The sequence below is a fragment of the Clavibacter sp. AC415 genome (assembly GCF_979252985.1).
In genome coordinates, this window is the sequence record NZ_CEEDAR010000016.1 from 292,557 (window position 1) to 313,979 (window position 21,423).

Genomic DNA, 21,423 nt, shown 5'->3' on the forward strand with positions numbered 1-21,423 from the left:
GTGGTCGAAAGAAGTCGGGCCGAGGCCGGACGGGTCAGTTGGTGGTGGTCTCGTCCTCGTCGTAGCTGTAGTAGTGCGCGCCGTCGAAGCCGGGGACGGCGTCCTTCAGCGACAGACCCAGCTCGACCAGCTTGTCCTTGACCTCATCCACCGACTTCTGACCGAAGTTGCGGATGTTCATGAGCTGCGTCTCCGAGAGGGCGACGAGCTCGCTGACGTTGTTGATGCCCTCGCGCTTGAGGCAGTTGTACGACCGCACCGAGAGGTCGAGGTCCTCGATGGGCATCGACAGCTCGGAGCTGAGGACGGCGTCGACCGGCGCGGGGCCGATCTCGATGCCCTCTGCGGCCGAGTTGAGCTCGCGCGCCAGGCCGAACAGCTCGGTGAGCGTGCGACCGGCCGACGCGATGGCGTCGCGCGGCGTGATGGCCGACTTGGTCTCGACATCGACCACGAGGCGGTCGAAGTCGGTGCGCTCGCCGGCACGGGTGGCCTCGACGCGGTAGGTGACCTTGAGCACGGGCGAGTAGATCGAGTCGACCGGGATCTGGCCGGCCTCGCTGAACTCGCTGCGGTTCTGGGTCGCCGAGACGTAGCCGCGGCCGCGCTCGATCGTCAGCTCGAGCTCGAACTTCGCCTTCTCGTTGAGCGTGGCGATGACGAGCTCGGGGTTGTGGATCTCGACGCCCGCCGGAGCGGAGATGTCGGCGGCCGTGACCTGGCCCGCACCCTGCTTGCGCAGGTACGCGGTGATCGGCTCGTCGTGCTCGCTCGAGACGACGAGGCCCTTGATGTTGAGGATGATCTCGGTCACGTCCTCCTTCACGCCGGGGACGGTGCTGAACTCGTGCAGCACGCCGTCGATCCGGATGCTGGTGACGGCCGCGCCGGGGATGGACGAGAGGAGGGTGCGGCGGAGCGAGTTGCCGAGCGTGTAGCCGAAGCCGGGCTCGAGCGGCTCGATGACGAACCGCGAGCGGAACTCCGAGATCTGCTCCTCGGTGAGGGTGGGGCGCTGCGCAATGAGCACTGTGTTGTTTCCTTTCGGCGAGGCGTCCGCTATATGACACCTGCGATGCCCCCCGGATGGCGGTCCGGGCGGGTGGTGGATTGGTCGAACGGACACACGGCGGATCGGCCGACGCCGTCCCCTCCTGACGGAGCGGGACGGCAGCGGCCGATCAGCGCGAGCTAGACGCGGCGGCGCTTGGGCGGGCGGCAGCCGTTGTGCGCCTGCGGGGTGACGTCGTTGATCGATCCCACCTCGAGGCCGGCGGCCTGGAGCGAGCGGATCGCGGTCTCGCGGCCGGAGCCGGGTCCCTTGACGAACACGTCGACCTTCTTCATGCCGTGCTCCTGCGCCTGGCGGGCGGCCGACTCGGCGGCGAGCTGCGCGGCGAACGGCGTGGACTTGCGCGAGCCGTTGTAGCCGACGACGCCCGAGGACGCCCAGCTGATGACGGCGCCGGTGGGGTCCGTGATCGAGACGATGGTGTTGTTGAAGGTGCTCTTGATGTGGGCCTGGCCCACGGCGATGTTCTTCTTGTCCTTGCGGCGCGGCTTGCGAACGGCCGACTTGGGTGCTGCCATGGAATTCTCCTGTGTCTACGGGTGGCGAGGCGCGGGCCGGAGGCCTAGCGCGCCTTCTTCTTGCCGGCTACGGTGCGCTTCGGGCCCTTGCGGGTGCGAGCGTTGGTCTTCGTGCGCTGCCCGTGGACAGGGAGGCCGCGGCGGTGGCGGATGCCCTCGTAGCTGCCGATCTCGACCTTGCGGCGGATGTCGGCGGCCACCTCGCGGCGGAGGTCGCCCTCCACCTTGAAGTTCCCGTCGATGTAGTCGCGCAGGGCGATGAGCTGGTCGTCGCTCAGGTCCTTGACGCGGATGTTCTTGTCGATGCCGGTGTCCTCGAGGGTCTTGACGCTCGAGGTGCGGCCGACGCCGTAGATGTACGTGAGTGCGATCTCGACGCGCTTGTCGCGCGGGAGGTCGACGCCTGCTAGACGTGCCATTGAGGCTTCTCCTGGTGATGATGTGGAGGTCTGCAGCAGAGCCTGTGCATCGGCCTCCGACCGATGGTGTCCCCCGGACCCTCGCGGGTCCCGGCTTCCGGCGCTGCTGTCGTTCTACGTGGGGTGGTGCGGGTGGTGCCGTGCGGTGGTGCTGACTAGCCCTGGCGCTGCTTGTGGCGCGGGTTCTCGCAGATGACCATCACGCGTCCGTTGCGTCGGATGACCTTGCACTTCTCGCAGATCCTCTTGACGCTGGGGTTGACCTTCATGATGCTTCCTTGCTTTCGGTTCTCGCTGGCCTCGTGCCGCCGCGGATGCGGGGCCGTTCCTTGTGCAGCAGGCCTACTTGTAGCGGTAGACGATCCGGCCGCGGGTGAGGTCGTACGGGCTCAGCTCCACGATCACGCGGTCCTCGGGGAGGATGCGGATGTAGTGCTGACGCATCTTGCCCGAGATGTGGGCGAGGACCTTGTGCCCGTTGCTCAGCTCAACGCGGAACATCGCGTTCGGCAGAGCTTCGACAACTCCGCCTTCGATCTCGATGACGCCGTCTTTCTTGGCCATATACTCACTGTCGCTAGAGGTGGTGTCTGCTGTTCGTGCGGATGCGCATCATGGTGAGGCGCAGGTGCGGGCGGCACGCCGGGACGGCGGCCGAGCACCAAGGGTCGAGAGTACGGCATCCCCGGGCGTGTCGCAATTCTCCCCGCGTGTCGCGGCCGGATCCGCGGATCCTGCGCTAGCGCAACGCGCGGACGGGCCGGACGGTCGCCCGCCCGGCCCGTCCGGCACCGCTACTCCGCGCGGTGGCGCGGCGCGCGGCGCCGGTCGGCCTGGACCGCGTCGACGACGGCGACGAGGTCGGCGGTCAGCGGGTGCCCGTCGTCGAGCCCCGTGACGCGGCGGACGAGGTCGGCCGCGGTGTCCGTCGCCAGGAGCTCCTGCAGCTCGAGCGCCTGCGGGTCCGCCGCGGGATCGAAGCGGAGCGCCTGCCCCATGGCGCGCACGAGCGCGTCGTGCGGGAGCCCGCGCTCGGCGAGCTGCGACGCGGGTCCCACGAAGCGCTCCTCGCGGGAGAGCTTCCGCAGCGGCTGGCGGCCGACGCGCTCGACCGTGTCCGCGAGCGCGGCGTTCGCGAAGCGGGCGAGGTTCTTCTCCCGGTAGGCGGCCTGCTCGGCCTCGTCGAGCCCGTGCTTGGCCACGAGCAGCGCGCTCGTCTCCTCGAGCACCTGCCGCACCTCCTCGGCCACCTCGGGGATCGCCATGGCGTCCGACTGGCTCACGGCGCCGCGGGCGTACCCGTGGTAGGCGACCGTGGCGTGGCCGGTGTTGACCGTGAAGAGCTTCCGCTCGATGTAGGGGGCGAGGTCGTCGACGAACGTGGCGCCGGCGATCTCGGGCACGGCGTCGCCGAACGGGCCGCGCTCCACCACCCACTCGGAGAAGTCCTCGACGGTGACGTCGAGGCCGGCGGCAGGATCCTGGTTCGGGACGATGCGGTCGACGGCCGTGTTGGCGAACACCGCGCGGTCGAGCGCGGCGGCGTCGTCGCCGAGCGCCGTCCGGATCTCGTCGCGGAGGGTGTCCGTGGCGTTGATCGCGTTCTCGCACGCCATGACGGCGACGGGGGCGAGGTCGGCGGAGCGCGCCCGGAGGCCCGAGGCGATGGCGGGGGCGACGAAGCGGAGGATCGCCGGGCCCACCGCGGTGGTCACGACGTCGGCCGTCGCGATCTCCGCGATGAGGGCCTCGCCGTCGACCGCGCTGTCGATCGCCCGGAAGCCGGTGACCGTCCAGTCGCGGGCGTGCGGCCCGACCTCGGTGACCCGGTACGAGTCGGCGGAGGCCAGGTGCCCGATGAGCTCGGCGTTGACGTCGGCGAACACGACCTCGTAGCCGGCCTCGTGCAGGATCAGCCCGACGAAGCCCCGGCCGATGTTGCCGGCGCCGAAGTGGACGGCCTTCACGCCTCGTTCACCTCGGCCAGGAGCGCGTACAGCTCCTCCGCGGTGGGGGCGTCGAGGAGCTTCCGCACCTCGTCGTCGTCGCTGAAGATGATCGCGATCTTGCTGAGGATCTCGAGGTGGCCGTTGTCCTTGCCGGCGATGCCGACGACGAAGCGGACCTCGTTGCCCGCCCAGTCGATCGGGGCGTCGTAGCGCACGAACGACAGCGCGGAGTCGAGGATCGTGTCCTTGCCCTCGTTGGTGCCGTGCGGGATGGCCAGGAGGTTGCCCATGTACGTCGAGACGCTCTTCTCGCGCTCGAGCATGAACCCCTGGTACTCGGGGGTGACGGCACCCGCGGCGACGAGGATGCCCGCCGCCTCGGCGATGGCCTCCTCCACGCTGGACGCGGTGCCGCCGACGCGGATCTGGGCGGGTTCGAGGACGTTCGACATGATGCTCCTGACTTGGTGCGTGGCTGGTGCGAGGCTACCGGGGCCCGGTCGGTGTCGACCGGGCCCCGGAGGCCTCGCGCGTGCGGTGGTGCGGGTCCGCCGTGGGGCGGAGCGGGATCAGCTGTCCGAGCGCTGCTTCTGGACCAGCTCCACGATCTCGTCGTAGCGCGGCGAGTTCATGAAGTTGTCGACGGAGACGTGCTCCGAGGACGGGCTCTTCTGGCGGGCGCGGTCGGTGAGCTCGCGCTGCGTGATCACGAGGTCGGCCGTGCCGTCGAGGGCGGCGATGGCCTTGTTGACGACCGTGACGTCGGTGACGCCGGCCTTCTTCATCTTGTTGCGGAGGACCGATGCGCCCATGGCGGAGGAGCCCATGCCGGCGTCGCAGGCGAACACGATGTCCTGGATGCGGGTGGCCGTGGCCGTGCCGCCGTCCGTCGCGGCCGCGCCGTCGGCGAGGCCGCCGACCGTGCCCGCGGTGCCCGTCTCGGCGCCGAGGCCCGTGAGGATGCTCGACTCCTTGCCCTTGTTGGCCTGCGTCGCGGCGACCGCGGCGCCGAAGTCGCCGGAGCCCTTCTTGCCGGTGCGGAGGATGACCGCGGCGACGACGAAGGTGACGGCGGCCGAGATCAGCACGGAGAGGATCACGCCGGGGAAGCTGTTGCGCTCGGTCTGGCCGAGCACGGCGAGGATGCTGCCGGGCGAGGCCGGGCCGCGGAGGCCGGAGCCGAACGCGACGTTGGTCGCCACGCCCGAGGCGCCACCCGCGATGACCGCGAGGAACAGCAGGGGCTTGGAGAGCACGTACGGGAAGTAGATCTCGTGGATGCCGCCGACGAACTGGATGAGGATCGCGCCGGGGGCGGTGGAGCGCGCCGCGCCCGCGCCGAAGATCGCGAAGGCGAGGAGCACGCCGAAGCCGGGGCCGGGGTTCGCCTCGAGCAGGAACAGGACGCTCTTGCCGTTCTCCAGCGCCTCGGTGGTGCCGAGCGGCGTGAGGATGCCCTGGTTGATGGCGTTGTTGAGGAAGAGGACCTTGGCGGGCTCGATCACGATGCTCGTGAGGGGCAGGAGGCCGTTGTCGACGAGGAAGCCGACGCCGCCGCCGAGGACCGACGTGATGCCGCGGATCACCGGCGTGAGCAGGTAGTACGCGCCGATCGCGAAGACCGCGCCCAGGATCCCCGCGGAGAAGTTGTTGACGAGCATCTCGAAGCCGGGGCGGATCCTGTCGATCCACAGGCGCTCGATGACCTTCAGCAGGTACGCCGCGAGCGGGCCCGTGATCATGGCGCCGAGGAACATCGGGCTGCCGCCGTCGAAGTACGGCTCGCCGACCGTGCCGACGATGACGCCCATCGTGGCGATGGTCGCCACCACGCCGCCGCGCGCGTCGTAGACCATGCGGCCGCCGGTGTTCGCGATGAGGAGCGGGAGGAGGAAGTACAGGACCGGAGCGATGAGCTGGGCGATGTCCGCGTTCGGCAGGTAGCCGTCCGGGATGAACAGGGCCGTGAGCAGGCCCCAGGCGATGAACGCCGCGATGTTGGGCATGATCATGCCGCTGAGGAACGTGCCGAACTTCTGCACGCCGGTGCGCACGGAGCGTCCCGTGCTGCGGGTGGGTGACGTCGTCGTCATGGGGGTGGTGCTCCTGTCGTGGTGGTGGCGGGCCTGCTGCGGCCCGCCGTGCTGCGGATGGGGGTGATCGCTCGTGGTGCGGTGGAGGGGGTCGGTGGTGCGGGTCAGACGGGGGCGGGCGCCGACGCCGCGGTGACCGCGGCGCGCGCCTCGACGGCGCTGTCGGCGGCGAGGGCGACGGCGGCGAGCGCCTCCGCCTCCCCGCGCGTGTGGAGGGCGAGCTCGGCGCGCACGTCGGCGAGCGCCGCCGGCGACATCGAGAGGCTGGTGGCGCCGAGGCCGACGAGCACGACGGCGAGCAGCGGATCGGCCGCCGCCTCGCCGCAGATGCCCACCGGCTTGCCGAGCGCGCGCCCCGCGGCGCCGACCTCCTGCACGAGGCGGAGGACGGCGGGGTGCCACGGGTCCTGGAACGCGGCCACGGATCCCAGCAGCCGGTCGGCCGCGAGCGTGTACTGCGTGAGGTCGTTGGTGCCGATGCTCGCGAAGTCGGCCACGCCGAGGATCCGGTCGGCGAGGAGCGCGGAGGACGGGACCTCCACCATCACGCCGACGGTCCGGAGGCCGAGCTCCCGGCCGAGGGCGCTGAAGTACCGCGCCTCCTCCACCGTGGAGACCATGGGAGCCATGACCCACAGGTCCGCCTCGGTGGCGGCGTCGGCCCGGGCGAGCGCCGTGAGCTGGTCGCGGAGGATCTGCTCGTTGGCGCGGAGCGCGCGGAGGCCGCGGAGGCCGAGCGCCGGGTTCTCCTCGGCCGCGTCGTTGAGGAAGCTGAGGGGCTTGTCGGCACCGGCGTCGAGGGCGCGCACGACGACCTTCTGCCCCGGGAACGCCTCGAGCAGCCGGGTGTAGTGCGCCTCCTGCTCCTCGACGGTCGGCGCGCTCGTAGCGTCGAGGAAGAGGAACTCGGTGCGGAAGAGGCCGACGCCCTCGGCGCCCTTCTCGACCGCGTCGGCCGCGCCGTCGGCGGAGCCGAGGTTCGCCAGCAGCGGGACCGCGGTGCCGTCGGAGAGTGCGCCCGGGCCGGTGGGCACGGCGACCTGCGCGCGACGGGCCGCGATGGCGTCGCGCGCCGCGGACTCCTCCTCCGCCGTGGGGTCGACGGTGACGGCGCCCGTGAGCGCGTCGACCACGACGGTCTCCCCGTCGGCGAGGTCCGCGGCGGCGGCCACGCCGACGACCGCGACGATGGCCTTCTCGCGGGCGAGGATCGCCGTGTGCGAGGTCGGTCCGCCGTCGGTCGTGATGAGCGCGAGGACCTTGTCGAGGTCGAGGAGCGCGGTGTCGGCGGGCGCGAGGTCGCGGGCCACCAGCACGAACGCGTGGTCGGGATCCGGCACACCCGGTGCGGCGACGCCCTGCAGGTGCGCGACGACGCGCTGCGAGACGTCGTCGAGGTCGGTGGCGCGCTCCCCCATGTAGCCGCCCATGCTGAGGAGCAGGTCGCGGAAGCCCGCGAAGGCCTCGTGCACGGCGCGCTCGGCGGTGCGGCCGTTCGCGAGGCGCGCGGTGACGTCGTCGACGAGCGTCGGGTCCTCCGCCATGAAGGCCTGCGCCTCGAGCACGTCCTTGGCGGCGCCGCCGGCCTTCTCCCCGCGGATGCGGATGTCGGCGGCGACGGCGGCGAGCGACGCGCTCACGCGGATCCGCTCCTCGTCGGGGGTGAGGGCGCTCGCGGTGTCGGCGGGCTCGGGGAGCGGGTCGGGCATCCGGATGACCGGTCCGACGGCGGACCCCCGGCCGATGCCGATCCCCTGCAGGGTGCGGGAGCTCATGCCGCGTCCAGGTCGGACTCGAGGAGCGTGGCGAGGTCGGTGACGACCTGCTCCGCGTTCTCGCCCTCGGCCGAGACGACGACCTCGTCGCCCGTGTCGACGCCGAGGGAGATGACGCCGAGGATGCTCGCGGCGTTGACGCTGCGGTCGCCCTTGGCGAGCTGCACGGGGATACCGGCCTTCGCGGCCGCCTGCGTGAACAGCGAGGCGGGGCGGGCGTGCAGCCCGTGCGACGAGGCGATGGTGACGGTGCGTTCTGCCATGGTGGCTCCTTCGGTCGGCCCCGTCGTCGGGGCCCTGGTGGGCGGTCGTCGTGCGGTGGTGCGGTGGTGCGGTCGTGCGGGGTCGGCGCGGGCGCCGGGGGTCAGGGGGCCGGGAGCGATCCTCCGGCGGGTCGGCCGTGGACGCCGGAGGGCCGGCGCAGCGAGCGCGCCCCCGTCCGCATCGCGGCGAGCGCCCGGTCGAGGGCCGCGCGGGCCCCCTCCGGACGTGAGGCGTCCGCATCGAGGAGGACGGCGGTCGCGCCCTCGTCGGCCGCGGCGGCGCGCACTGCCTCGAGGCGGTCGGCGAGGTGGGCGCCGAGGAGGACGACGTCCATGCCCGCGGCATCGATCCGGACCTGCGCGAGGGATCCGGCGACCGCCTCGATCTCGAGCCCGTCGGCCTCCGCGAGGGTGCGCAGGCGCTGGGCGAGGAAGGTGCTGGATGCGCCGGAGCCGCAGACGACGAGGATCCTCCCGGTCATGCTGTGCCTCCTCGCGTCGTCGCTGGTCGTCCCATGGTGCTCCGGCGGCACGGTACCCGACCAGCAGGATCGTTTCCGCGGGGTAGGAAGACCGCCTCCGGGCCCGCGGCGGACGGCATGGGCGGCGGGTGCGGATGGTTGACTCAGGGGGACGGACGCGCACCGGCCCTCGGGCCGCATCGCGTCCCGCCCCCGAGGGAGACGACATGCTGAGCGAGAACCACGAGAGGCTGCTGGACTACCTGTCCACCGCCGACCGCTGGGTCGAGGCCGGCGAGCTCGCGGACCGCCTCGGGGTCACGACGCGAAGCGTCCGCAACTACGTCACCGCCGTCCGGGAGCGCTCCTCCGTCGCGATCGCCTCCTCCCCCGACGGCTACCGCATCGATGCCGCGAGCTACGCCCGCCACCTCGGTGCCCGCCCGAGCGCCGACCCGCAGGGCACGCCGCGCGACCGGCTGCACGCGCTCGTCCGCCGGCTCGGCGACGCGCCCGACGGGCTCGACGTCTTCGCGCTCGCCGGCGAGCTGCACGTGAGCGAGTCCACGGTCGAGGCGGACCTCCGCAAGGTGCGCGCGCTCGTCGAGGACGCCGGCCTCGCGCTCCGCCGCACCGGGTCCACCGCCGTCCTCGAGGGGTCCGAGCGCGACTTCCGTCGCCTCCTGTCGCGGATGTTCCGGGACGAGAGCGCGCAGGGCTTCCTGCCGCTGGAGTCGGTGCAGCGCGAGTTCGCGTCGGACTCGCTGCGCGCGTTCAAGACGGACCTCATCCGCGAGCTCACCGAGGGCGGCTTCTTCGTCAACGAGTACGGGGTCGACAACGTGCTGCTGCACGTCGCCATCGCGGTCGACCGCCTGACGCGGTCGCCGCGGCGGGAGGGAATCGAGGCGGACGCGACCGCCGACGAGCGGGCGGACGACACCCGGGCAGCGTCGCGCGCCGATGCCGCCGCCCTCGAAGCGGGCGACGCGCACTATGCCGCGGGCGACGCGCACGATGCCGCGGACGACACCGACCCCGGCAACGCGGATCCGGAGGGCCCGTCCGAGGACCGCACCGCGCTCGCGATCCGCACGGTGCTCGCCCGCCTGCTCGCCGCGCACTTCGACGTGCCGGTGCCTGTGGGCGATGTCGCCTACCTCGCGCTCCTCGTCCGCACCCGCGTCGTCACGCCCGGCAACGAGCAGTCCCTCGCCACCGTGATGCGCGAGCACGTGGTCGAGAGCGACCTCGACGTGGTGCGCGCGATCGTGCGCCGCGTCAAGCAGGAGTACCTGGTCGACCTCGAGGACGAGGACTTCACCGTCCGCTTCTCCCTGCACCTCGGCAACCTCGTGGCCCGCGCCGCCGACCGCTCCTTCTCACGGAACCCGCTGGCACGGTCGATCAAGACGTCGTACCCCATGACGTACGAGATCGCCGTCTTCATCGCGAGCGAGGTGCAGCGCCGCCGCGGCATCGCCATCAACGACGACGAGATCGCGTACATCGCCCTGCACGTGGGCTCGCACCGGGAGCGCGTCGCCCGGCGCGACGACCGGGTCGCGTGCGCGCTCGTGTGCCCCAACTACTACGACCTGCACCAGATCATGCGGCAGCGCATCGAGCAGGCGCTCGGGGCCGACATCAGCGTCGACGCCGTGGTCACGCGCACGGACGTGGACGCCGACGCCCTGGGCGTGCAGCTCGTGATCGACGCCACCGGGGCCCGCCCGCCCGCCGACAACGTCGTGGTGGTCCAGCCCCTGCCGACGCCGGACGACATCGAGGCGATCCGCCGGGCCGTCGCCCGCGTGCGCCGGCACGCGCGTCGGAGCGCCATGAAGCACGACCTGCTGCGGTTCCTCGACGAGTCGCTGTTCTTCCGCGACCTGCACGCCCCGGACGAGGAGTCGATGATCCGGCTCCTCGGTCAGCGCATGGTCGAGCAGGGCATCATCGAGCCCGAGTACATCGAGGGCGCCATCGAGCGCGAGCGGCTTTCGTCGACCGCGTTCACGGACACGCTCGCGGTGCCGCACTCGCTCGCCATGACCGCGCACCGCACCGCGATCGCCATCGTGGTGAACGACGAGGCCATGCAGTGGGGCGGCAACCGGGTGCACGTCGTCGCGCTGGTGGCGTTCAGCGCGAGCGGCCGCACGAGCTTCCAGCACGTGTTCGACCAGTTCGTGGAGGTCTTCTCCGACCACCGCGACGTGCAGTCGATCATGCGGGCGTCGGGTTCGCACGGCTCCTTCATCGAGGAGCTCGTGCACGTCATGGACACCTAGGCCGGCGTCGGCCCGCCCTGCGCGCTCAGGGCGCGACGGGGGTGACGCCGAGCGGCACGAGACGCGACGCCCCGCCGTCCGCGAGCGTGAGCACCCAGATGCCGCGCGCGTGCACCGCGACCGAGTGCTCCCAGTGCGACGCCATGCTGCCGTCGACGGTGGCGACGGTCCAGTCGTCGTCGAGCACGCGCGTCTCCGCCTCGCCGTCGGTGATCATCGGCTCGATCGCGACGACCAGTCCGGGCTTCACGGCGGGGCCCCTGCCGCGCACGCGGTAGTTGAACACCGGCGGGTCCTCGTGCATGCTCCGGCCGATGCCGTGCCCGGTGTAGTCCATGACGATACCGAACGCTCCGGCGGCCTCGACGCTCTCCTCGACCGCCTCCCCCACCTCGTTGAGGTGGGACGCGGTCGCGAGCCGGGCGATGCCGGCCCACAGGGAGTCCTCCGTGACGCGGGACAGGCGCTCCCGGGCCTCCACCACGTCCGGGCGGGCGGGATCCGGCACGACGACCGTCATCGCCGAGTCGCCGTTCCACCCGTCGATCTCCGCGCCGCTGTCGACCGACACGATGTCGCCCGGCTGCAGCACGCGGTCGCCGGGGATCCCGTGGACGACCTCGTCGTTCACGGACACGCAGACGGTGTGCCGGTAGCCCGGGACCAGCTGGAAGTTGGAGTGCCCGCCGAGGGCGCGGATGGCGGCGTCCGCCGCCGCATCCAGCTCGCCCGTGGTCACGCCCGGGGCGATGAGCCCGCGGACGGCGTCGATGGACGCGGCGGTCGCGAGCCCGGGTGCCACCATGCGGCGGATCTCGTCCGGCGTCTTGTAGATCCCGGGGGTCCGGCGGAGCGCGCCCACGGCCTACGCGCGGCCGGCGTCGGAGACGGGACGGACGCCGCGACCGGCGAGGGCCTCACGGACGCGCTGGGCGACCTCGTCGACCTCGCCGAGGCCGTCGACCTCGAGGAGCAGGCCGCGATCGCGGTACACCGCGATGAGGGGGCTCGTCTCACGGACGTAGACCTCCTGGCGGTGCCGGATCTCGTCCTCGCCGTCGTCGGCGCGGCCCTGCTCGGCCGCGCGCCGGGTGAGGCGGGCCACGACCTCCTCCTCGTCGGCGACGAGCTGGATGACGGCGTCGAGCTCCTGGCCCCAGCCCTGCAGCAGCTCCTCCAGGTACGCGACCTGGTCGAGCGTGCGGGGGTAGCCGTCGAGCAGGAAGCCCGCCTGGGCGTCGTCCTCCTGGAGCCTGGCCGTGATGAGGCGGTTGGTGAGCTCGTCGGGCACGTAGTCGCCCGCGTCCACCAGAGCCTGGACCTGCTGACCGAGCTCGGTCCGGTCCTTGATGTTCTGGCGGAAGATGTCGCCGGTGGACACGTCCGGGATGCCGAACTCGTCCGAGATGCGCGTCGCCTGCGTGCCCTTGCCCGCACCGGGAGGGCCGACGATCAGGAGGCGGGTCACTTGAGCAGCCCCTCGTAGTGGCGCTGCTGCAGCTGCGAGTCGATCTGCTTCACCGTCTCGAGGCCGACGCCGACGACGATCAGGATGCTCGCGCCGCCGAACGGGAAGTTCTGGTTGGCGCCGACGAGCGACAGGGCGATGAGCGGCAGGAGCGCGATGAGGCCGAGGTACAACGAGCCCGGGAGCGTGATGCGCGTGAGCACGTAGTCGAGGTACTCGGCGGTGGGGCGGCCCGCGCGGATGCCGGGGATGAAGCCGCCGTACTTCTTCATGTTGTCCGCGACCTCCTCCGGGTTGAAGGTGATGGCGACGTAGAAGTACGTGAAGCCGACGATGAGCAGGAAGTACATCGCCATGTAGAGCGGGTGGTCGCCCGTGGTGAGGTTGTCGGTGATCCACTGCACCCACGGCGCCGGCGCCTCGCCGACGGCGGGCTGGTTGAACTGCGCCACCAGCGCGGGGAGGTACAGCAGCGACGAGGCGAAGATGACGGGCACGACGCCGGCCATGTTGACCTTGATGGGGATGTAGGTGTTGTTGCCGCCGTAGGTGCGGCGGCCGACCATGCGCTTGGCGTACTGGACCGGGACGCGGCGCTGCGACTGCTCGACGTAGACGACCGCGGCCACGACGAGCAGCCCGACGGCGATCACCAGGAGGAAGACCTCCCAGCCGCGGCTCTGCTGGATGGCGAGGAGCGAGGTCGGGAAGGCGGCGGCGACCGAGGTGAAGATGAGGAGCGACATGCCGTTGCCGATGCCGCGCTCGGTGATGAGCTCGCCCATCCACATGATGAGGCCGGTGCCGGCGGTCATGGTGATGACCATCAGCATGATGGCGTACCAGGCGTCGTTCGTCACGAGCTGCGTGCAGGCGCTGACGTTGGTCTGCCCGAACAGGGCGCCGCTCCGCGCGACGGTGATGAGCGTCGTGGACTGGAGGACCGCGAGGGCGATCGTGAGGTAGCGCGTGTACTGCGTGAGCTTGGCCTGGCCGGACTGGCCCTCCTTGTAGAGGGTGTCGAAGTGCGGGATGACCACGCGGAGCAGCTGGACGATGATCGACGCCGTGATGTACGGCATGATGCCCAGCGCGAAGATGGAGAGCTTCAGCAGCGCACCGCCGCTGAAGAGGTTGACGAGCTCGTAGAGGCCCGAGGTGCCCTGGTTCGCCGCGAGGCACGACTGCACGTTGGCGAAGTCGACGAACGGCGCCGGGATGAAGGATCCCAGGCGGAAGAGGGCGATGATGCCCAGCGTGAAGCCGATCTTGCGACGCAGATCGGGGGTGCGGAAGATCCTGACGACGGCGCTCAACACGGAGGGTGTCCTGCTTTCTGTGGGAGGTCCGCCGCGAGGCGGGGGTCGGGCCGACCCGATGCGGCCCCAGGTGCTCGGAGGGGCGGCCGGTTTCCCGACCGCCCCTCCGTTGCGTCCTGCAGTGCTACTTGACGGAGCCGCCTGCTGCGACGATCTTCTCCGCAGCGGAGCCGGAGACCTTGTCGACAGCAACCGTCAGCTTAACCGAGATGTCGCCGTCCCCGAGGACCTTGACCTTCTCGTTCTTGCGCACGGCACCCTTGGCGACCAGGTCGCTCGTGGTGACGTCGCCGCCGTCGGGGTAGAGCACGGCGAGCTTCTCCAGGTTCACGACCTGGTACTCGACGCGGAACGGGTCTCGAACCCGCGGAGCTTCGGGGTGCGCATGTGCAGCGGCATCTGCCCACCCTCGAAGCCGACGCGGACCGTGTAGCGGGCCTTCGTGCCCTTGGTGCCACGACCCGCGGTCTTGCCCTTCGAGCCCTCACCGCGGCCGACACGCTGGCGTGCCTTCTTGGCCCCGGCGGCGGGACGGAGGTGGTGGACCTTGAGGACCTGCTCGCGCTTGACCGTCTCCGTCGCGGCGACCGTGGTCGTCTCGGCGGATGCGGCCGCGGCGGCGGGGGCCTTCGCGGTCTTCTTGGGTGCGGCCTTGGGCGCCTTCACGGGCGCCGCCTCGGCCGACTCGTTCTTCTCAGCCATCAGTCGATCTCCTCCACCTTCACCAGGTGCGCGACGGTGTTGACGTAGCCGCGGTTCTGGGCGTTGTCCTCTCGGACCACCACGGCACCGATGCGACGGAGCCCGAGGCTCCGCAGGGTGTCGCGCTGGTTCTGCTTCTCGCTGATCTTGGACTTGATCTGCGTCACTCGGAGCTGAGCCATCAGACACCTGCCTTCGCGTCGGCCTCGGCACGCTGGGCGCGGAGGATGCGGGCCGGGACGACCTGCTCGAGCTCGAGCCCACGACGGGCGGCGACGGCGCGCGGCTCCTCGAGCTGCTCGAGCGCCTCCACGGTGGCGTGCACGATGTTGATCGTGTTCGACGAGCCGAGCGACTTGCTCAGGACGTCGTGGATGCCGGCGCACTCCAGGACCGCGCGGACGGGGCCACCGGCGATGACGCCGGTACCCGCGGACGCGGGACGCAGGAGGACGACTCCGGCGGAGGCCTCACCCTGCACGGCGTGCGGGATGGTCAGGCCGATGCGGGGGACGCGGAAGAAGTTCTTCTTCGCCTCCTCGACGCCCTTGGAGATGGCGGTCGGGACCTCGCGGGCCTTGCCGTAGCCGACGCCCACCAATCCGTTGCCGTCACCGACGATCACGAGCGCGGTGAAGCTGAAGCGACGACCGCCCTTGACGACCTTGGACACGCGGTTGATGGTGACGACGCGCTCCAGGAACTGGCTCTTGTCGGCATCACGGCCACCGCGGCTGTCACGGCCGCCCTGGTTCCGGTCACGCCCGCCACGACGGCCCTCACGGCCCTCGTTCTGCGCGGGTGCGGTGGACGCCGCGGTCTCGACGGGCGTCTCCGCCACGGCCACGACCTCGGGCTCCTTGTTGTTGTTCTCGGCTGCGCTCACAGGCTCAGACCACCCTCTCGAGCTCCTTCGGCGATGGCCGCGACGCGTCCTGCGTAGCGGTTGCCACCACGATCGAATACGACGCTCTCCACGCCGGCCGCCTTGGCGCGCTCGGCGACGAGCTCGCCGACCTTGCGCGACTTGGCGGTCTTGTCGCCGTCGAACGCGCGCATGTCGGCCTCGAGGGTCGATGCGGACGCGACGGTGTGACCACGGCTGTCATCGACGACCTGCACGAAGACGTGGCGGGCCGAACGGGTGACGACCAGGCGCGGACGCAGCTCGGTGCCCTCGACCTTCTTGCGCAGGCGTGCGTGCCTGCGGCCGCGGGCGGCGGACTTGCTTTTTCCTCTAACTCCGAGAGCCATGATCACTTACCACTCTTTCCGGCCTTGCGGCGAACGTTCTCGCCGGCGTAGCGGACGCCCTTGCCCTTGTAGGGCTCGGGCTTGCGAATCTTGCGGATGTTGGCGGCCGTCTCGCCGACGAGCTGCTTGTCGATGCCGACGACGGTCATCTTGTTGACGCCCTCGACGGTGAAGCTGATGCCCGCGGGCGCCTCGACGTACACCGGGTGGGAGAAGCCGAGCGCGAACTCGACGCCCTTGTCCTTGAGCGCGACGCGGTAACCCGTGCCGACGATCTCGAGGCCCTTGGTGTAGCCGGTGGTGACGCCGACGATCTGGTTGGCGATGAGGCTGCGCGTGAGGCCGTGGAGCGAGCGCGACTCGCGCTCGTCGTCGGGACGGGTGACGAGCACCTGTCCGTCCTGGACCTCGGCGCGGATGGGCTGGGCCACGGTGAGGCTCAGCTCGCCCTTGGGGCCCTTGACCGTGACGACCTGGCCGGCCACGGCGACGTCGACCCCTGCGGGGACGTCGATGGGGAGTCTTCCGATGCGGGACATGTCGTTACCACACGTAGGCGAGGACTTCCCCACCCACGCCCTTCTTCGCAGCCTGGCGGTCCGTGAGGAGCCCCGAGGAGGTGGACAGGATGGCGACCCCGAGGCCACCGAGGACCTGGGGGATCTCCGCGGACTTCGCGTAGACGCGCAATCCGGGCTTGGACACGCGCTTGATGCCCCGGATGGAGCGCTCGCGATCGGGGCCGAACTTGAGGCTGAGCGTCAGCGTCTGGCCGACGCGGGCGTCCGCGACGTCCCAGCCGGCGATGAAGCCCTCGGACTTGAGGATGTCGGCGATGTGCGACTTGAGCTTGGAGTGCGGCATGGAGACCGTGTCGTGGTGCGCGGAGTTCGCGTTCCGGAGTCGGGTCAGCATGTCGGCGACCGGGTCGGTCATTGTCATGACTGGTGGTACCTCTCTCGCCTGGTTTCGTTCATCCGGACACGGATGACGACCTGTGGTGGTGGCGGCGCCGGGCGGAGGTGCCCGGCGCCGATCGTGCGGTGGTGCTGGTCGTGCGGATGGAGCTGCTGGTGCTGGTTACGGCGTGTTCTCGGGGGTCTGGAACGGGAAGCCGAGCGCCTTGAGCAGCGCGCGTCCCTCGTCGTCCGTCCGAGCGGTCGTGACGACCGTGATGTCCATGCCGCGGACCCGGTCGATGCGGTCCTGGTCGATCTCGTGGAACATGGACTGCTCGTTGAGACCGAACGTGTAGTTGCCGTTCCCGTCGAACTGCTTCGGGCTGAGCCCTCGGAAGTCGCGGATGCGGGGCAGGGCGAGGGACAGCAGGCGGTCGAGGAACTCCCACATGCGGTCGCCGCGCAGCGTCACGTGGGTGCCGATGGCCTGGCCCTCACGCAGCTTGAACTGGGCGATCGACTTGCGGGCCTTCGTGACCTGCGGCTTCTGGCCCGTGATCTTGGTGAGGTCGGCGACCGCGCCGTCGATGATCTTGCCGTCACGAGCCGCGTCGCCGACGCCCATGTTCACGACGATCTTCGTGAGCCCGGGCACCTGGTGCACGTTCGTGAAGCCGAGATCAGCGGTCAGCTGGCTGACGATCTCGGTGCGGTACTTCTGCTTCAGGCGCGGGAGCTGCTTCTCCTCGGCCGTGCCAGCGGTTGCGGTGTCGGTCATTGCTAGAGGTCCTTACCTGACTTCTTGGCGTAGCGGACGCGGACGGTCTTGGAGACCCCGTCCTTCTCGACCGTCTCGGTCCGGAAGCCGACTCGCGTGGGCTTCTTGGACTCGGGGTCGACGAGCGCGACGTTGGAGATGTGGATGGGCGCCTCGACGGTCTCGATGCCGCCGGTCTTGGAGCCGCGCTGCGTCTGGCCGACGCGGACGTGCTTCGTGATGAAGTTCACGCCCTCGACGACGACGCGGTTGCGCTCGACCAGGACGGACAGGACCTTGCCCTGCTTGCCCCGGTCGCCGCCCTTGGCCTGCGTGCGACCCGTGATGACCTGCACGAGGTCACCCTTCTTGATGTTCGCCATGACTAAATGACCTCCGGTGCCAGCGAGATGATCTTCATGAACTTCTTGTCCCGGAGCTCGCGGCCCACCGGTCCGAAGATGCGGGTGCCGCGGGGCTCCCCGTTGCTGTTCAGGATGACGGCGGCGTTCTCGTCGAACTTGATGTACGAGCCGTCGGGACGGCGCGTCTCCTTCTTGGTGCGGACGATGACGGCCTTGACGACCTCGCCCTTCTTGACGTTTCCGCCGGGGATCGCGTCCTTGACGGTCGCGACGATGACATCGCCGAGGCCGGCGTAGCGACGACCCGAGCCACCGAGCACGCGGATGGTCAAGATCTCCTTGGCACCCGTGTTGTCCGCGATCTTGAGGCGGGATTCCTGCTGAATCACTGTTGCTCCTTATCCAAGCAGCCGGGGCTACTTGGCCTTCTCGAGGATCTCGACCAGGGCGCCAGCGCTTGGAGGCGCTGAGGGGACGGGTCTCGTTGATCAGGACGAGGTCGCCGATGCCGGCGGAGTTCGCCTCGTCGTGCGCCTTGACCTTGGAGGTGCGGCGGATGACCTTGCCGTACAGCGGGTGCTTCACGCGATCCTCGACCTCGACGACGATGGTCTTGTCCATCTTGTCGCTGGTGACGTAGCCACGACGGGACTTGCGGTAGCCGCGGTCGACCGTCGCGGTGTCAGCCGTGTTCTTCTCTTCGGCGTTCGCCATGATCAAGCCTGCTCAGCCTTCTCGGTGACGGCGGCGTCGTCGGCCTTCGCGGCCTTCTTCGTCGCCTTCTTCTTCTCGGGCTTCTCGGGGACCTCGACGGGGGCGGGCGTGGCACGGATGCCCAGCTCGCGCTCGCGGATGACCGTGTAGATCCGAGCGATGTCGCGCTTGACCGCGCGGAGGCGGCCGTGGCTGTCGAGCTGACCGGTGGCCGACTGGAAGCGCAGGTTGAACAGCTCCTCCTTGGCCTTCTTCAGCTCTTCGACGAGTCGCTCGTCCTCGAAAGTGTCCAGCTCGACGGGGGCGAGCTCCTTGGAACCGATCGCCATTATGCGTCGCCTTCCTCGCGCTTGATGATGCGTGCCTTGAGGGGCAGCTTGTGGATGGCCCGGGTGAGCGCCTCGCGCGCCGTGACGTCGTCGACGCCGGCGAGCTCGAAGAGGACGCGACCCGGCTTGACGTTCGCGACCCACCACTCGGGCGAGCCCTTGCCGGAGCCCATGCGGGTCTCGGCGGGCTTCTTGGTGAGCGGACGGTCGGGGTAGATGTTGATCCACACCTTCCCGCCGCGCTTGACGTGACGCGTCATGGCGATTCGAGCGGACTCGATCTGGCGGTTGGTGACGTAGGCGGGCGTGAGGGCCTGGATGCCGTACTCACCGAACGACACGGTGGTGCCACCGGTCGCGTGGCCGGAACGGCCGGGGTGGTGCTGCTTGCGGTGCTTGACTCGACGGGGGATCAACATGGTTACGCCTCAACTCCTGCTGCGGCGACCGGCGCTGCCTCGGCGGCCGGCGCGGTGCGCGGCGCGTTGGTGCGGCGATCTCCGGTTCGACCGTCGGAACGGTCGTTACGACGCTCGGGGCGCGACGACTTCTGGTTCGCCTGCTCGCGAGCGAGATCCTTGTTGGTGATGTCGCCCTTGTAGACCCAGACCTTCACGCCGATGCGGCCGAAGGAGGTGCGGGCCTCGTAGAAGCCGTAGTCGATGTTCGCGCGGAGGGTGTGCAGCGGCACGCGTCCCTCGCGGTAGAACTCCGAGCGGCTCATCTCGGCGCCGCCGAGGCGGCCCGACACCTGGATGCGGACGCCCTTGGCGCCGGCGCGCTGGGCGCCCTGCAGGCCCTTGCGCATCGCACGGCGGAACGCCACGCGACCCGCGAGCTGCTCGGCGATGCCCTGGGCGACCAGCTGGGCCTCGGCCTCGGGGTTCTTCACCTCGAGGATGTTCAGCTGGATCTGCTTGCCCGTGAGCTTCTCGAGGTCGGCGCGGATGCGCTCGGCCTCGACGCCGCGACGGCCGATGACGATGCCCGGGCGGGCCGTGTAGATGTCCACGCGGACACGGTCACGGGTGCGCTCGATCTCGATGCGCGCCACACCGGCGCGGTCGAGGCTCGTCTTGAGCATGGTGCGGATGCGCACGTCCTCGGCGACGTAGTCGCTGTAACGCTGCCCCTTCTTCGTGCTGTCCGAGAACCAGCGCGACACGTGGTCGGTGGTGATCCCGAGACGGAACCCGTACGGGTTGACCTTCTGTCCCATTACTTGCTCGCCTTCTTCGTGGTCGTCGCCACGTCCGCCTCATCCGGCGTCGCGAGGACGACCGTGATGTGGCTGGTGCGCTTGTTGATACGGAATGCGCGACCCTGTGCGCGCGGCTGGAACCGCTTGAGGGTGGTGCCCTCGTCCACGAACGCCTTGGCGATGTAGAGGTCCTGCTCCGCGAGGAAGCTGTTGGACGCGTCGGCCTTGACCCGCGCGTTCGCCATGGCCGAGGCCACCAGCTTGTAGATCGGCTCGCTCGCGCCCTGCGGCGCGAACTTCAGGATGGCCAGGGCCTCCTCGGCCTGCTTCCCGCGGATCATGTCCACGACGCGACGGGCCTTCTGGGGGGTGACGCGGATGTGACGCACGCGTGCGATCGACTCCACCATTTCTCTCCTCCTTCTCGTCGCCGCGCTAGCGGCGACGACCCTTCTTGTCGTCCTTCACGTGGCCGCGGAAGGTGCGCGTGAGAGCGAACTCGCCGAGCTTGTGGCCCACCATCGACTCGGTGACGAACACCGGGACGTGCTTGCGGCCGTCGTGCACCGCGATGGTGTGACCCAGCATCGCCGGGATGATCATCGAGCGGCGCGACCAGGTCTTGATCACGTTCTTGCTGCTGGCCTCGTTCGCCGAGATCACCTTGCGGAGCAGGTGGTCGTCGACGAAGGGGCCCTTCTTCAGACTGCGTGGCATCTTCTACAACTCCTACTTGCGCTTCTTGCCGGCGTTGCGGCGGCGAACGATGAGCTTGTCGCTGGGCTTGTTGATGTGGCGCGTGCGGCCTTCCTTCTGGCCCCACGGGCTGACCGGGTGGCGTCCACCGGAGGTCTTGCCCTCACCACCACCGTGCGGGTGGTCGACGGGGTTCATCGCGACACCGCGGACGGTCGGGCGGACGCCCTTCCAGCGCATGCGGCCGGCCTTGCCCCAGTTGATGTTCGACTGCTCGGCGTTGCCGACCTCGCCGATGGTCGCGCGGCAGCGCGCATCGACGTTGCGGATCTCGCCGGAGGGCAGGCGCAGCTGGGCGTAGGGGCCGTCCTTCGCCACGAGGCGCACGGAGGCGCCGGCGGAGCGGGCCATCTTCGCGCCGCCGCCGGGGCGGAGCTCGATGGCGTGGATGACGGTACCCGTCGGGATGTTGCGCAGCGGCAGGTTGTTGCCCGGCTTGATGTCGGCCGTGGCACCCGACTCGATCTTGTCGCCCTGCTTCAGCTTGTTCGGCGCGAGGATGTAGCGCTTCGTGCCGTCGATGAAGTGCAGGAGCGCGATGCGCGCCGTGCGGTTGGGGTCGTACTCGATGTGGGCGACGGTCGCGATGACGCCGTCCTTGTCGTTGCGCTTGAAGTCGATCACGCGGTACTGGCGCTTGTGGCCACCACCGATGTGACGGGTCGTGATGCGACCCTGGTTGTTGCGGCCACCGGTCTTGGAGAGCGGGCGGAGCAGCGACTTCTCGGGCGTCGAGCGCGTGATCTCCACGAAGTCGGCGACGGACGAACCGCGACGACCCGGGGTCGTGGGCTTGTACTTGCGAATAGCCATTG

At 70.2% G+C, this 21,423-nt stretch carries 29 protein-coding genes and 2 pseudogenes; 1 reads left to right on the forward strand and 30 read right to left on the reverse strand.

Annotated elements, in window-relative coordinates:
• Nucleotides 1-34: 34 nt before the first annotated feature.
• From ACZ411_RS08890 to ACZ411_RS08940, 11 genes are all read right to left on the reverse strand, one after another.
• Nucleotides 35-1,030 carry a DNA-directed RNA polymerase subunit alpha gene (locus ACZ411_RS08890; protein ID WP_086515376.1) on the reverse strand — a complete coding sequence of 332 codons (996 nt, stop codon included), beginning with the start codon at nt 1,028-1,030 and terminating at the stop codon, nt 35-37.
• A gap of 161 nt (nt 1,031-1,191) precedes the next feature.
• Nucleotides 1,192-1,590: a 30S ribosomal protein S11 gene (rpsK, locus tag ACZ411_RS08895; protein WP_012039274.1), complete on the reverse strand. Its 399-nt coding sequence runs from the start codon at nt 1,588-1,590 to the stop codon at nt 1,192-1,194.
• A 44-nt stretch (nt 1,591-1,634) separates the two neighbouring features.
• Entirely contained in the window at nt 1,635-2,009 is a 375-nt protein-coding gene (gene rpsM / locus ACZ411_RS08900) for a 30S ribosomal protein S13 (protein WP_015491172.1), read from the reverse strand.
• 155 nt (nt 2,010-2,164) lie between these two features.
• On the reverse strand, nt 2,165-2,278 hold the full coding sequence (rpmJ, locus tag ACZ411_RS08905; RefSeq protein ID WP_077055107.1) for a 50S ribosomal protein L36: 114 nt from the start codon (nt 2,276-2,278) through the stop codon (nt 2,165-2,167).
• A 73-nt stretch (nt 2,279-2,351) separates the two neighbouring features.
• Nucleotides 2,352-2,573, reverse strand: a complete 222-nt coding sequence (gene infA, locus ACZ411_RS08910) for a translation initiation factor IF-1 (protein ID WP_012039277.1) — start codon at nt 2,571-2,573, stop codon at nt 2,352-2,354.
• A gap of 230 nt (nt 2,574-2,803) precedes the next feature.
• Nucleotides 2,804-3,976 (reverse strand): mannitol-1-phosphate 5-dehydrogenase, encoded by a 1,173-nt coding sequence (locus ACZ411_RS08915; RefSeq protein ID WP_464170010.1) that lies wholly within the window; start codon nt 3,974-3,976, stop codon nt 2,804-2,806.
• Entirely contained in the window at nt 3,973-4,410 is a 438-nt protein-coding gene (locus ACZ411_RS08920) for a PTS sugar transporter subunit IIA (RefSeq protein WP_464170012.1), read from the reverse strand. Before ACZ411_RS08920 ends, ACZ411_RS08915 begins: the two co-directional genes overlap by 4 nt.
• 117 nt (nt 4,411-4,527) lie before the next feature.
• Entirely contained in the window at nt 4,528-6,051 is a 1,524-nt protein-coding gene (locus ACZ411_RS08925) for a PTS mannitol transporter subunit IICB (RefSeq protein ID WP_262404258.1), read from the reverse strand.
• Between the two features lie 104 nt (nt 6,052-6,155).
• The gene (ptsP, locus tag ACZ411_RS08930; protein ID WP_104289930.1) at nt 6,156-7,826 is read right to left on the reverse strand and encodes a phosphoenolpyruvate--protein phosphotransferase; all 1,671 of its coding nucleotides are present in this window, start codon (nt 7,824-7,826) and stop codon (nt 6,156-6,158) included.
• The gene (locus tag ACZ411_RS08935) at nt 7,823-8,089 is read right to left on the reverse strand and encodes an HPr family phosphocarrier protein (protein WP_012039282.1); all 267 of its coding nucleotides are present in this window, start codon (nt 8,087-8,089) and stop codon (nt 7,823-7,825) included. The genes ptsP and ACZ411_RS08935 overlap by 4 nt, the downstream gene beginning before the upstream one ends.
• 101 nt (nt 8,090-8,190) lie before the next feature.
• A complete protein-coding gene (locus ACZ411_RS08940) occupies nt 8,191-8,571 on the reverse strand; it encodes a PTS sugar transporter subunit IIB (protein ID WP_464170017.1) in 381 nt (126 codons plus the stop codon).
• Between the two features lie 206 nt (nt 8,572-8,777).
• On the opposite strand from ACZ411_RS08940, the gene ACZ411_RS08945 reads away from it, so the two are divergent.
• The gene (locus tag ACZ411_RS08945; protein WP_464170019.1) at nt 8,778-10,844 is read left to right on the forward strand and encodes a BglG family transcription antiterminator; all 2,067 of its coding nucleotides are present in this window, start codon (nt 8,778-8,780) and stop codon (nt 10,842-10,844) included.
• A 25-nt stretch (nt 10,845-10,869) separates the two neighbouring features.
• On the opposite strand, the gene map is transcribed toward ACZ411_RS08945, so the two are convergent.
• The 19 genes and pseudogenes from map to rplB all read right to left on the reverse strand — a co-directional run bounded on the left by map (nt 10,870) and on the right by rplB (nt 21,421).
• The gene (gene map / locus ACZ411_RS08950; protein ID WP_464170021.1) at nt 10,870-11,706 is read right to left on the reverse strand and encodes a type I methionyl aminopeptidase; all 837 of its coding nucleotides are present in this window, start codon (nt 11,704-11,706) and stop codon (nt 10,870-10,872) included.
• A 3-nt stretch (nt 11,707-11,709) separates the two neighbouring features.
• A complete protein-coding gene (locus tag ACZ411_RS08955) occupies nt 11,710-12,312 on the reverse strand; it encodes an adenylate kinase (protein WP_094116580.1) in 603 nt (200 codons plus the stop codon).
• Entirely contained in the window at nt 12,309-13,631 is a 1,323-nt protein-coding gene (gene secY / locus ACZ411_RS08960; RefSeq protein ID WP_094116581.1) for a preprotein translocase subunit SecY, read from the reverse strand. Before secY ends, ACZ411_RS08955 begins: the two co-directional genes overlap by 4 nt.
• A gap of 124 nt (nt 13,632-13,755) precedes the next feature.
• Nucleotides 13,756-14,333, reverse strand: a pseudogene (gene rplO / locus ACZ411_RS08965) (50S ribosomal protein L15).
• Nucleotides 14,333-14,515: a 50S ribosomal protein L30 gene (gene rpmD, locus ACZ411_RS08970; protein ID WP_012039289.1), complete on the reverse strand. Its 183-nt coding sequence runs from the start codon at nt 14,513-14,515 to the stop codon at nt 14,333-14,335. Before rpmD ends, rplO begins: the two are co-directional and overlap by 1 nt.
• A complete protein-coding gene (rpsE, locus tag ACZ411_RS08975) occupies nt 14,515-15,180 on the reverse strand; it encodes a 30S ribosomal protein S5 (RefSeq protein WP_464170110.1) in 666 nt (221 codons plus the stop codon). The genes rpmD and rpsE overlap by 1 nt, the downstream gene beginning before the upstream one ends.
• A gap of 35 nt (nt 15,181-15,215) precedes the next feature.
• Nucleotides 15,216-15,587, reverse strand: coding sequence for a 50S ribosomal protein L18 (gene rplR, locus ACZ411_RS08980; RefSeq protein ID WP_015491183.1), 372 nt, complete (start codon nt 15,585-15,587; stop codon nt 15,216-15,218).
• 2 nt (nt 15,588-15,589) lie between these two features.
• Complete coding sequence (gene rplF / locus ACZ411_RS08985) at nt 15,590-16,126, reverse strand: 50S ribosomal protein L6 (protein ID WP_094116583.1); 537 nt, start codon at nt 16,124-16,126, stop codon at nt 15,590-15,592.
• Nucleotides 16,127-16,130: 4 nt separating this feature from the next.
• Nucleotides 16,131-16,529, reverse strand: a complete 399-nt coding sequence (gene rpsH / locus ACZ411_RS08990; RefSeq protein WP_012039293.1) for a 30S ribosomal protein S8 — start codon at nt 16,527-16,529, stop codon at nt 16,131-16,133.
• Between the two features lie 138 nt (nt 16,530-16,667).
• A complete protein-coding gene (rplE, locus tag ACZ411_RS08995) occupies nt 16,668-17,264 on the reverse strand; it encodes a 50S ribosomal protein L5 (RefSeq protein ID WP_094116584.1) in 597 nt (198 codons plus the stop codon).
• Nucleotides 17,265-17,266: 2 nt separating this feature from the next.
• The gene (gene rplX, locus ACZ411_RS09000) at nt 17,267-17,626 is read right to left on the reverse strand and encodes a 50S ribosomal protein L24 (RefSeq protein WP_043668810.1); all 360 of its coding nucleotides are present in this window, start codon (nt 17,624-17,626) and stop codon (nt 17,267-17,269) included.
• A 2-nt stretch (nt 17,627-17,628) separates the two neighbouring features.
• Entirely contained in the window at nt 17,629-17,997 is a 369-nt protein-coding gene (rplN, locus tag ACZ411_RS09005) for a 50S ribosomal protein L14 (protein ID WP_012039296.1), read from the reverse strand.
• 27 nt (nt 17,998-18,024) lie between these two features.
• Nucleotides 18,025-18,322 (reverse strand): annotated as a pseudogene (gene rpsQ / locus ACZ411_RS09010) (30S ribosomal protein S17).
• Between the two features lie 2 nt (nt 18,323-18,324).
• Nucleotides 18,325-18,651 (reverse strand): 50S ribosomal protein L29, encoded by a 327-nt coding sequence (rpmC, locus tag ACZ411_RS09015; RefSeq protein ID WP_464170032.1) that lies wholly within the window; start codon nt 18,649-18,651, stop codon nt 18,325-18,327.
• On the reverse strand, nt 18,651-19,070 hold the full coding sequence (rplP, locus tag ACZ411_RS09020; RefSeq protein WP_094116586.1) for a 50S ribosomal protein L16: 420 nt from the start codon (nt 19,068-19,070) through the stop codon (nt 18,651-18,653). The genes rpmC and rplP overlap by 1 nt, the downstream gene beginning before the upstream one ends.
• Nucleotides 19,071-19,072: 2 nt before the next feature.
• Nucleotides 19,073-19,870 (reverse strand): 30S ribosomal protein S3, encoded by a 798-nt coding sequence (gene rpsC / locus ACZ411_RS09025; RefSeq protein WP_012039300.1) that lies wholly within the window; start codon nt 19,868-19,870, stop codon nt 19,073-19,075.
• The gene (gene rplV / locus ACZ411_RS09030; protein WP_012039301.1) at nt 19,870-20,262 is read right to left on the reverse strand and encodes a 50S ribosomal protein L22; all 393 of its coding nucleotides are present in this window, start codon (nt 20,260-20,262) and stop codon (nt 19,870-19,872) included. Before rplV ends, rpsC begins: the two co-directional genes overlap by 1 nt.
• Nucleotides 20,263-20,287: 25 nt before the next feature.
• Nucleotides 20,288-20,569, reverse strand: a complete 282-nt coding sequence (rpsS, locus tag ACZ411_RS09035) for a 30S ribosomal protein S19 (protein ID WP_012039302.1) — start codon at nt 20,567-20,569, stop codon at nt 20,288-20,290.
• Between the two features lie 12 nt (nt 20,570-20,581).
• Nucleotides 20,582-21,421, reverse strand: coding sequence for a 50S ribosomal protein L2 (gene rplB / locus ACZ411_RS09040; RefSeq protein WP_043668798.1), 840 nt, complete (start codon nt 21,419-21,421; stop codon nt 20,582-20,584).
• Nucleotides 21,422-21,423: the final 2 nt, after the last annotated feature.

Coding starts and splice junctions, on each gene's coding strand:
- rpsK (WP_012039274.1), bottom strand. CDS start 1,590: ATGGCAGCACCCAAGTCGGCCGTTCGCAAGCCGCGCCGCAAGGACAAG.
- rpsM (WP_015491172.1), bottom strand. CDS start 2,009: ATGGCACGTCTAGCAGGCGTCGACCTCCCGCGCGACAAGCGCGTCGAG.
- rpmJ (WP_077055107.1), bottom strand. CDS start 2,278: ATGAAGGTCAACCCCAGCGTCAAGAGGATCTGCGAGAAGTGCAAGGTC.
- infA (WP_012039277.1), bottom strand. CDS start 2,573: ATGGCCAAGAAAGACGGCGTCATCGAGATCGAAGGCGGAGTTGTCGAA.
- ACZ411_RS08920 (WP_464170012.1), bottom strand. CDS start 4,410: ATGTCGAACGTCCTCGAACCCGCCCAGATCCGCGTCGGCGGCACCGCG.
- ACZ411_RS08925 (WP_262404258.1), bottom strand. CDS start 6,051: ATGACGACGACGTCACCCACCCGCAGCACGGGACGCTCCGTGCGCACC.
- ptsP (WP_104289930.1), bottom strand. CDS start 7,826: ATGAGCTCCCGCACCCTGCAGGGGATCGGCATCGGCCGGGGGTCCGCC.
- ACZ411_RS08935 (WP_012039282.1), bottom strand. CDS start 8,089: ATGGCAGAACGCACCGTCACCATCGCCTCGTCGCACGGGCTGCACGCC.
- ACZ411_RS08940 (WP_464170017.1), bottom strand. CDS start 8,571: ATGACCGGGAGGATCCTCGTCGTCTGCGGCTCCGGCGCATCCAGCACC.
- ACZ411_RS08945 (WP_464170019.1), top strand. CDS start 8,778: ATGCTGAGCGAGAACCACGAGAGGCTGCTGGACTACCTGTCCACCGCC.
- rpmD (WP_012039289.1), bottom strand. CDS start 14,515: ATGGCTCAGCTCCGAGTGACGCAGATCAAGTCCAAGATCAGCGAGAAG.
- rplR (WP_015491183.1), bottom strand. CDS start 15,587: ATGGCTCTCGGAGTTAGAGGAAAAAGCAAGTCCGCCGCCCGCGGCCGC.
- rplF (WP_094116583.1), bottom strand. CDS start 16,126: ATGTCCCGCATCGGAAGACTCCCCATCGACGTCCCCGCAGGGGTCGAC.
- rpsH (WP_012039293.1), bottom strand. CDS start 16,529: ATGACAATGACCGACCCGGTCGCCGACATGCTGACCCGACTCCGGAAC.
- rplE (WP_094116584.1), bottom strand. CDS start 17,264: ATGACCGACACCGCAACCGCTGGCACGGCCGAGGAGAAGCAGCTCCCG.
- rplX (WP_043668810.1), bottom strand. CDS start 17,626: ATGGCGAACATCAAGAAGGGTGACCTCGTGCAGGTCATCACGGGTCGC.
- rpmC (WP_464170032.1), bottom strand. CDS start 18,651: ATGGCGATCGGTTCCAAGGAGCTCGCCCCCGTCGAGCTGGACACTTTC.
- rplP (WP_094116586.1), bottom strand. CDS start 19,070: ATGTTGATCCCCCGTCGAGTCAAGCACCGCAAGCAGCACCACCCCGGC.
- rpsC (WP_012039300.1), bottom strand. CDS start 19,870: ATGGGACAGAAGGTCAACCCGTACGGGTTCCGTCTCGGGATCACCACC.
- rplV (WP_012039301.1), bottom strand. CDS start 20,262: ATGGTGGAGTCGATCGCACGCGTGCGTCACATCCGCGTCACCCCCCAG.
- rpsS (WP_012039302.1), bottom strand. CDS start 20,569: ATGCCACGCAGTCTGAAGAAGGGCCCCTTCGTCGACGACCACCTGCTC.
- rplB (WP_043668798.1), bottom strand. CDS start 21,421: ATGGCTATTCGCAAGTACAAGCCCACGACCCCGGGTCGTCGCGGTTCG.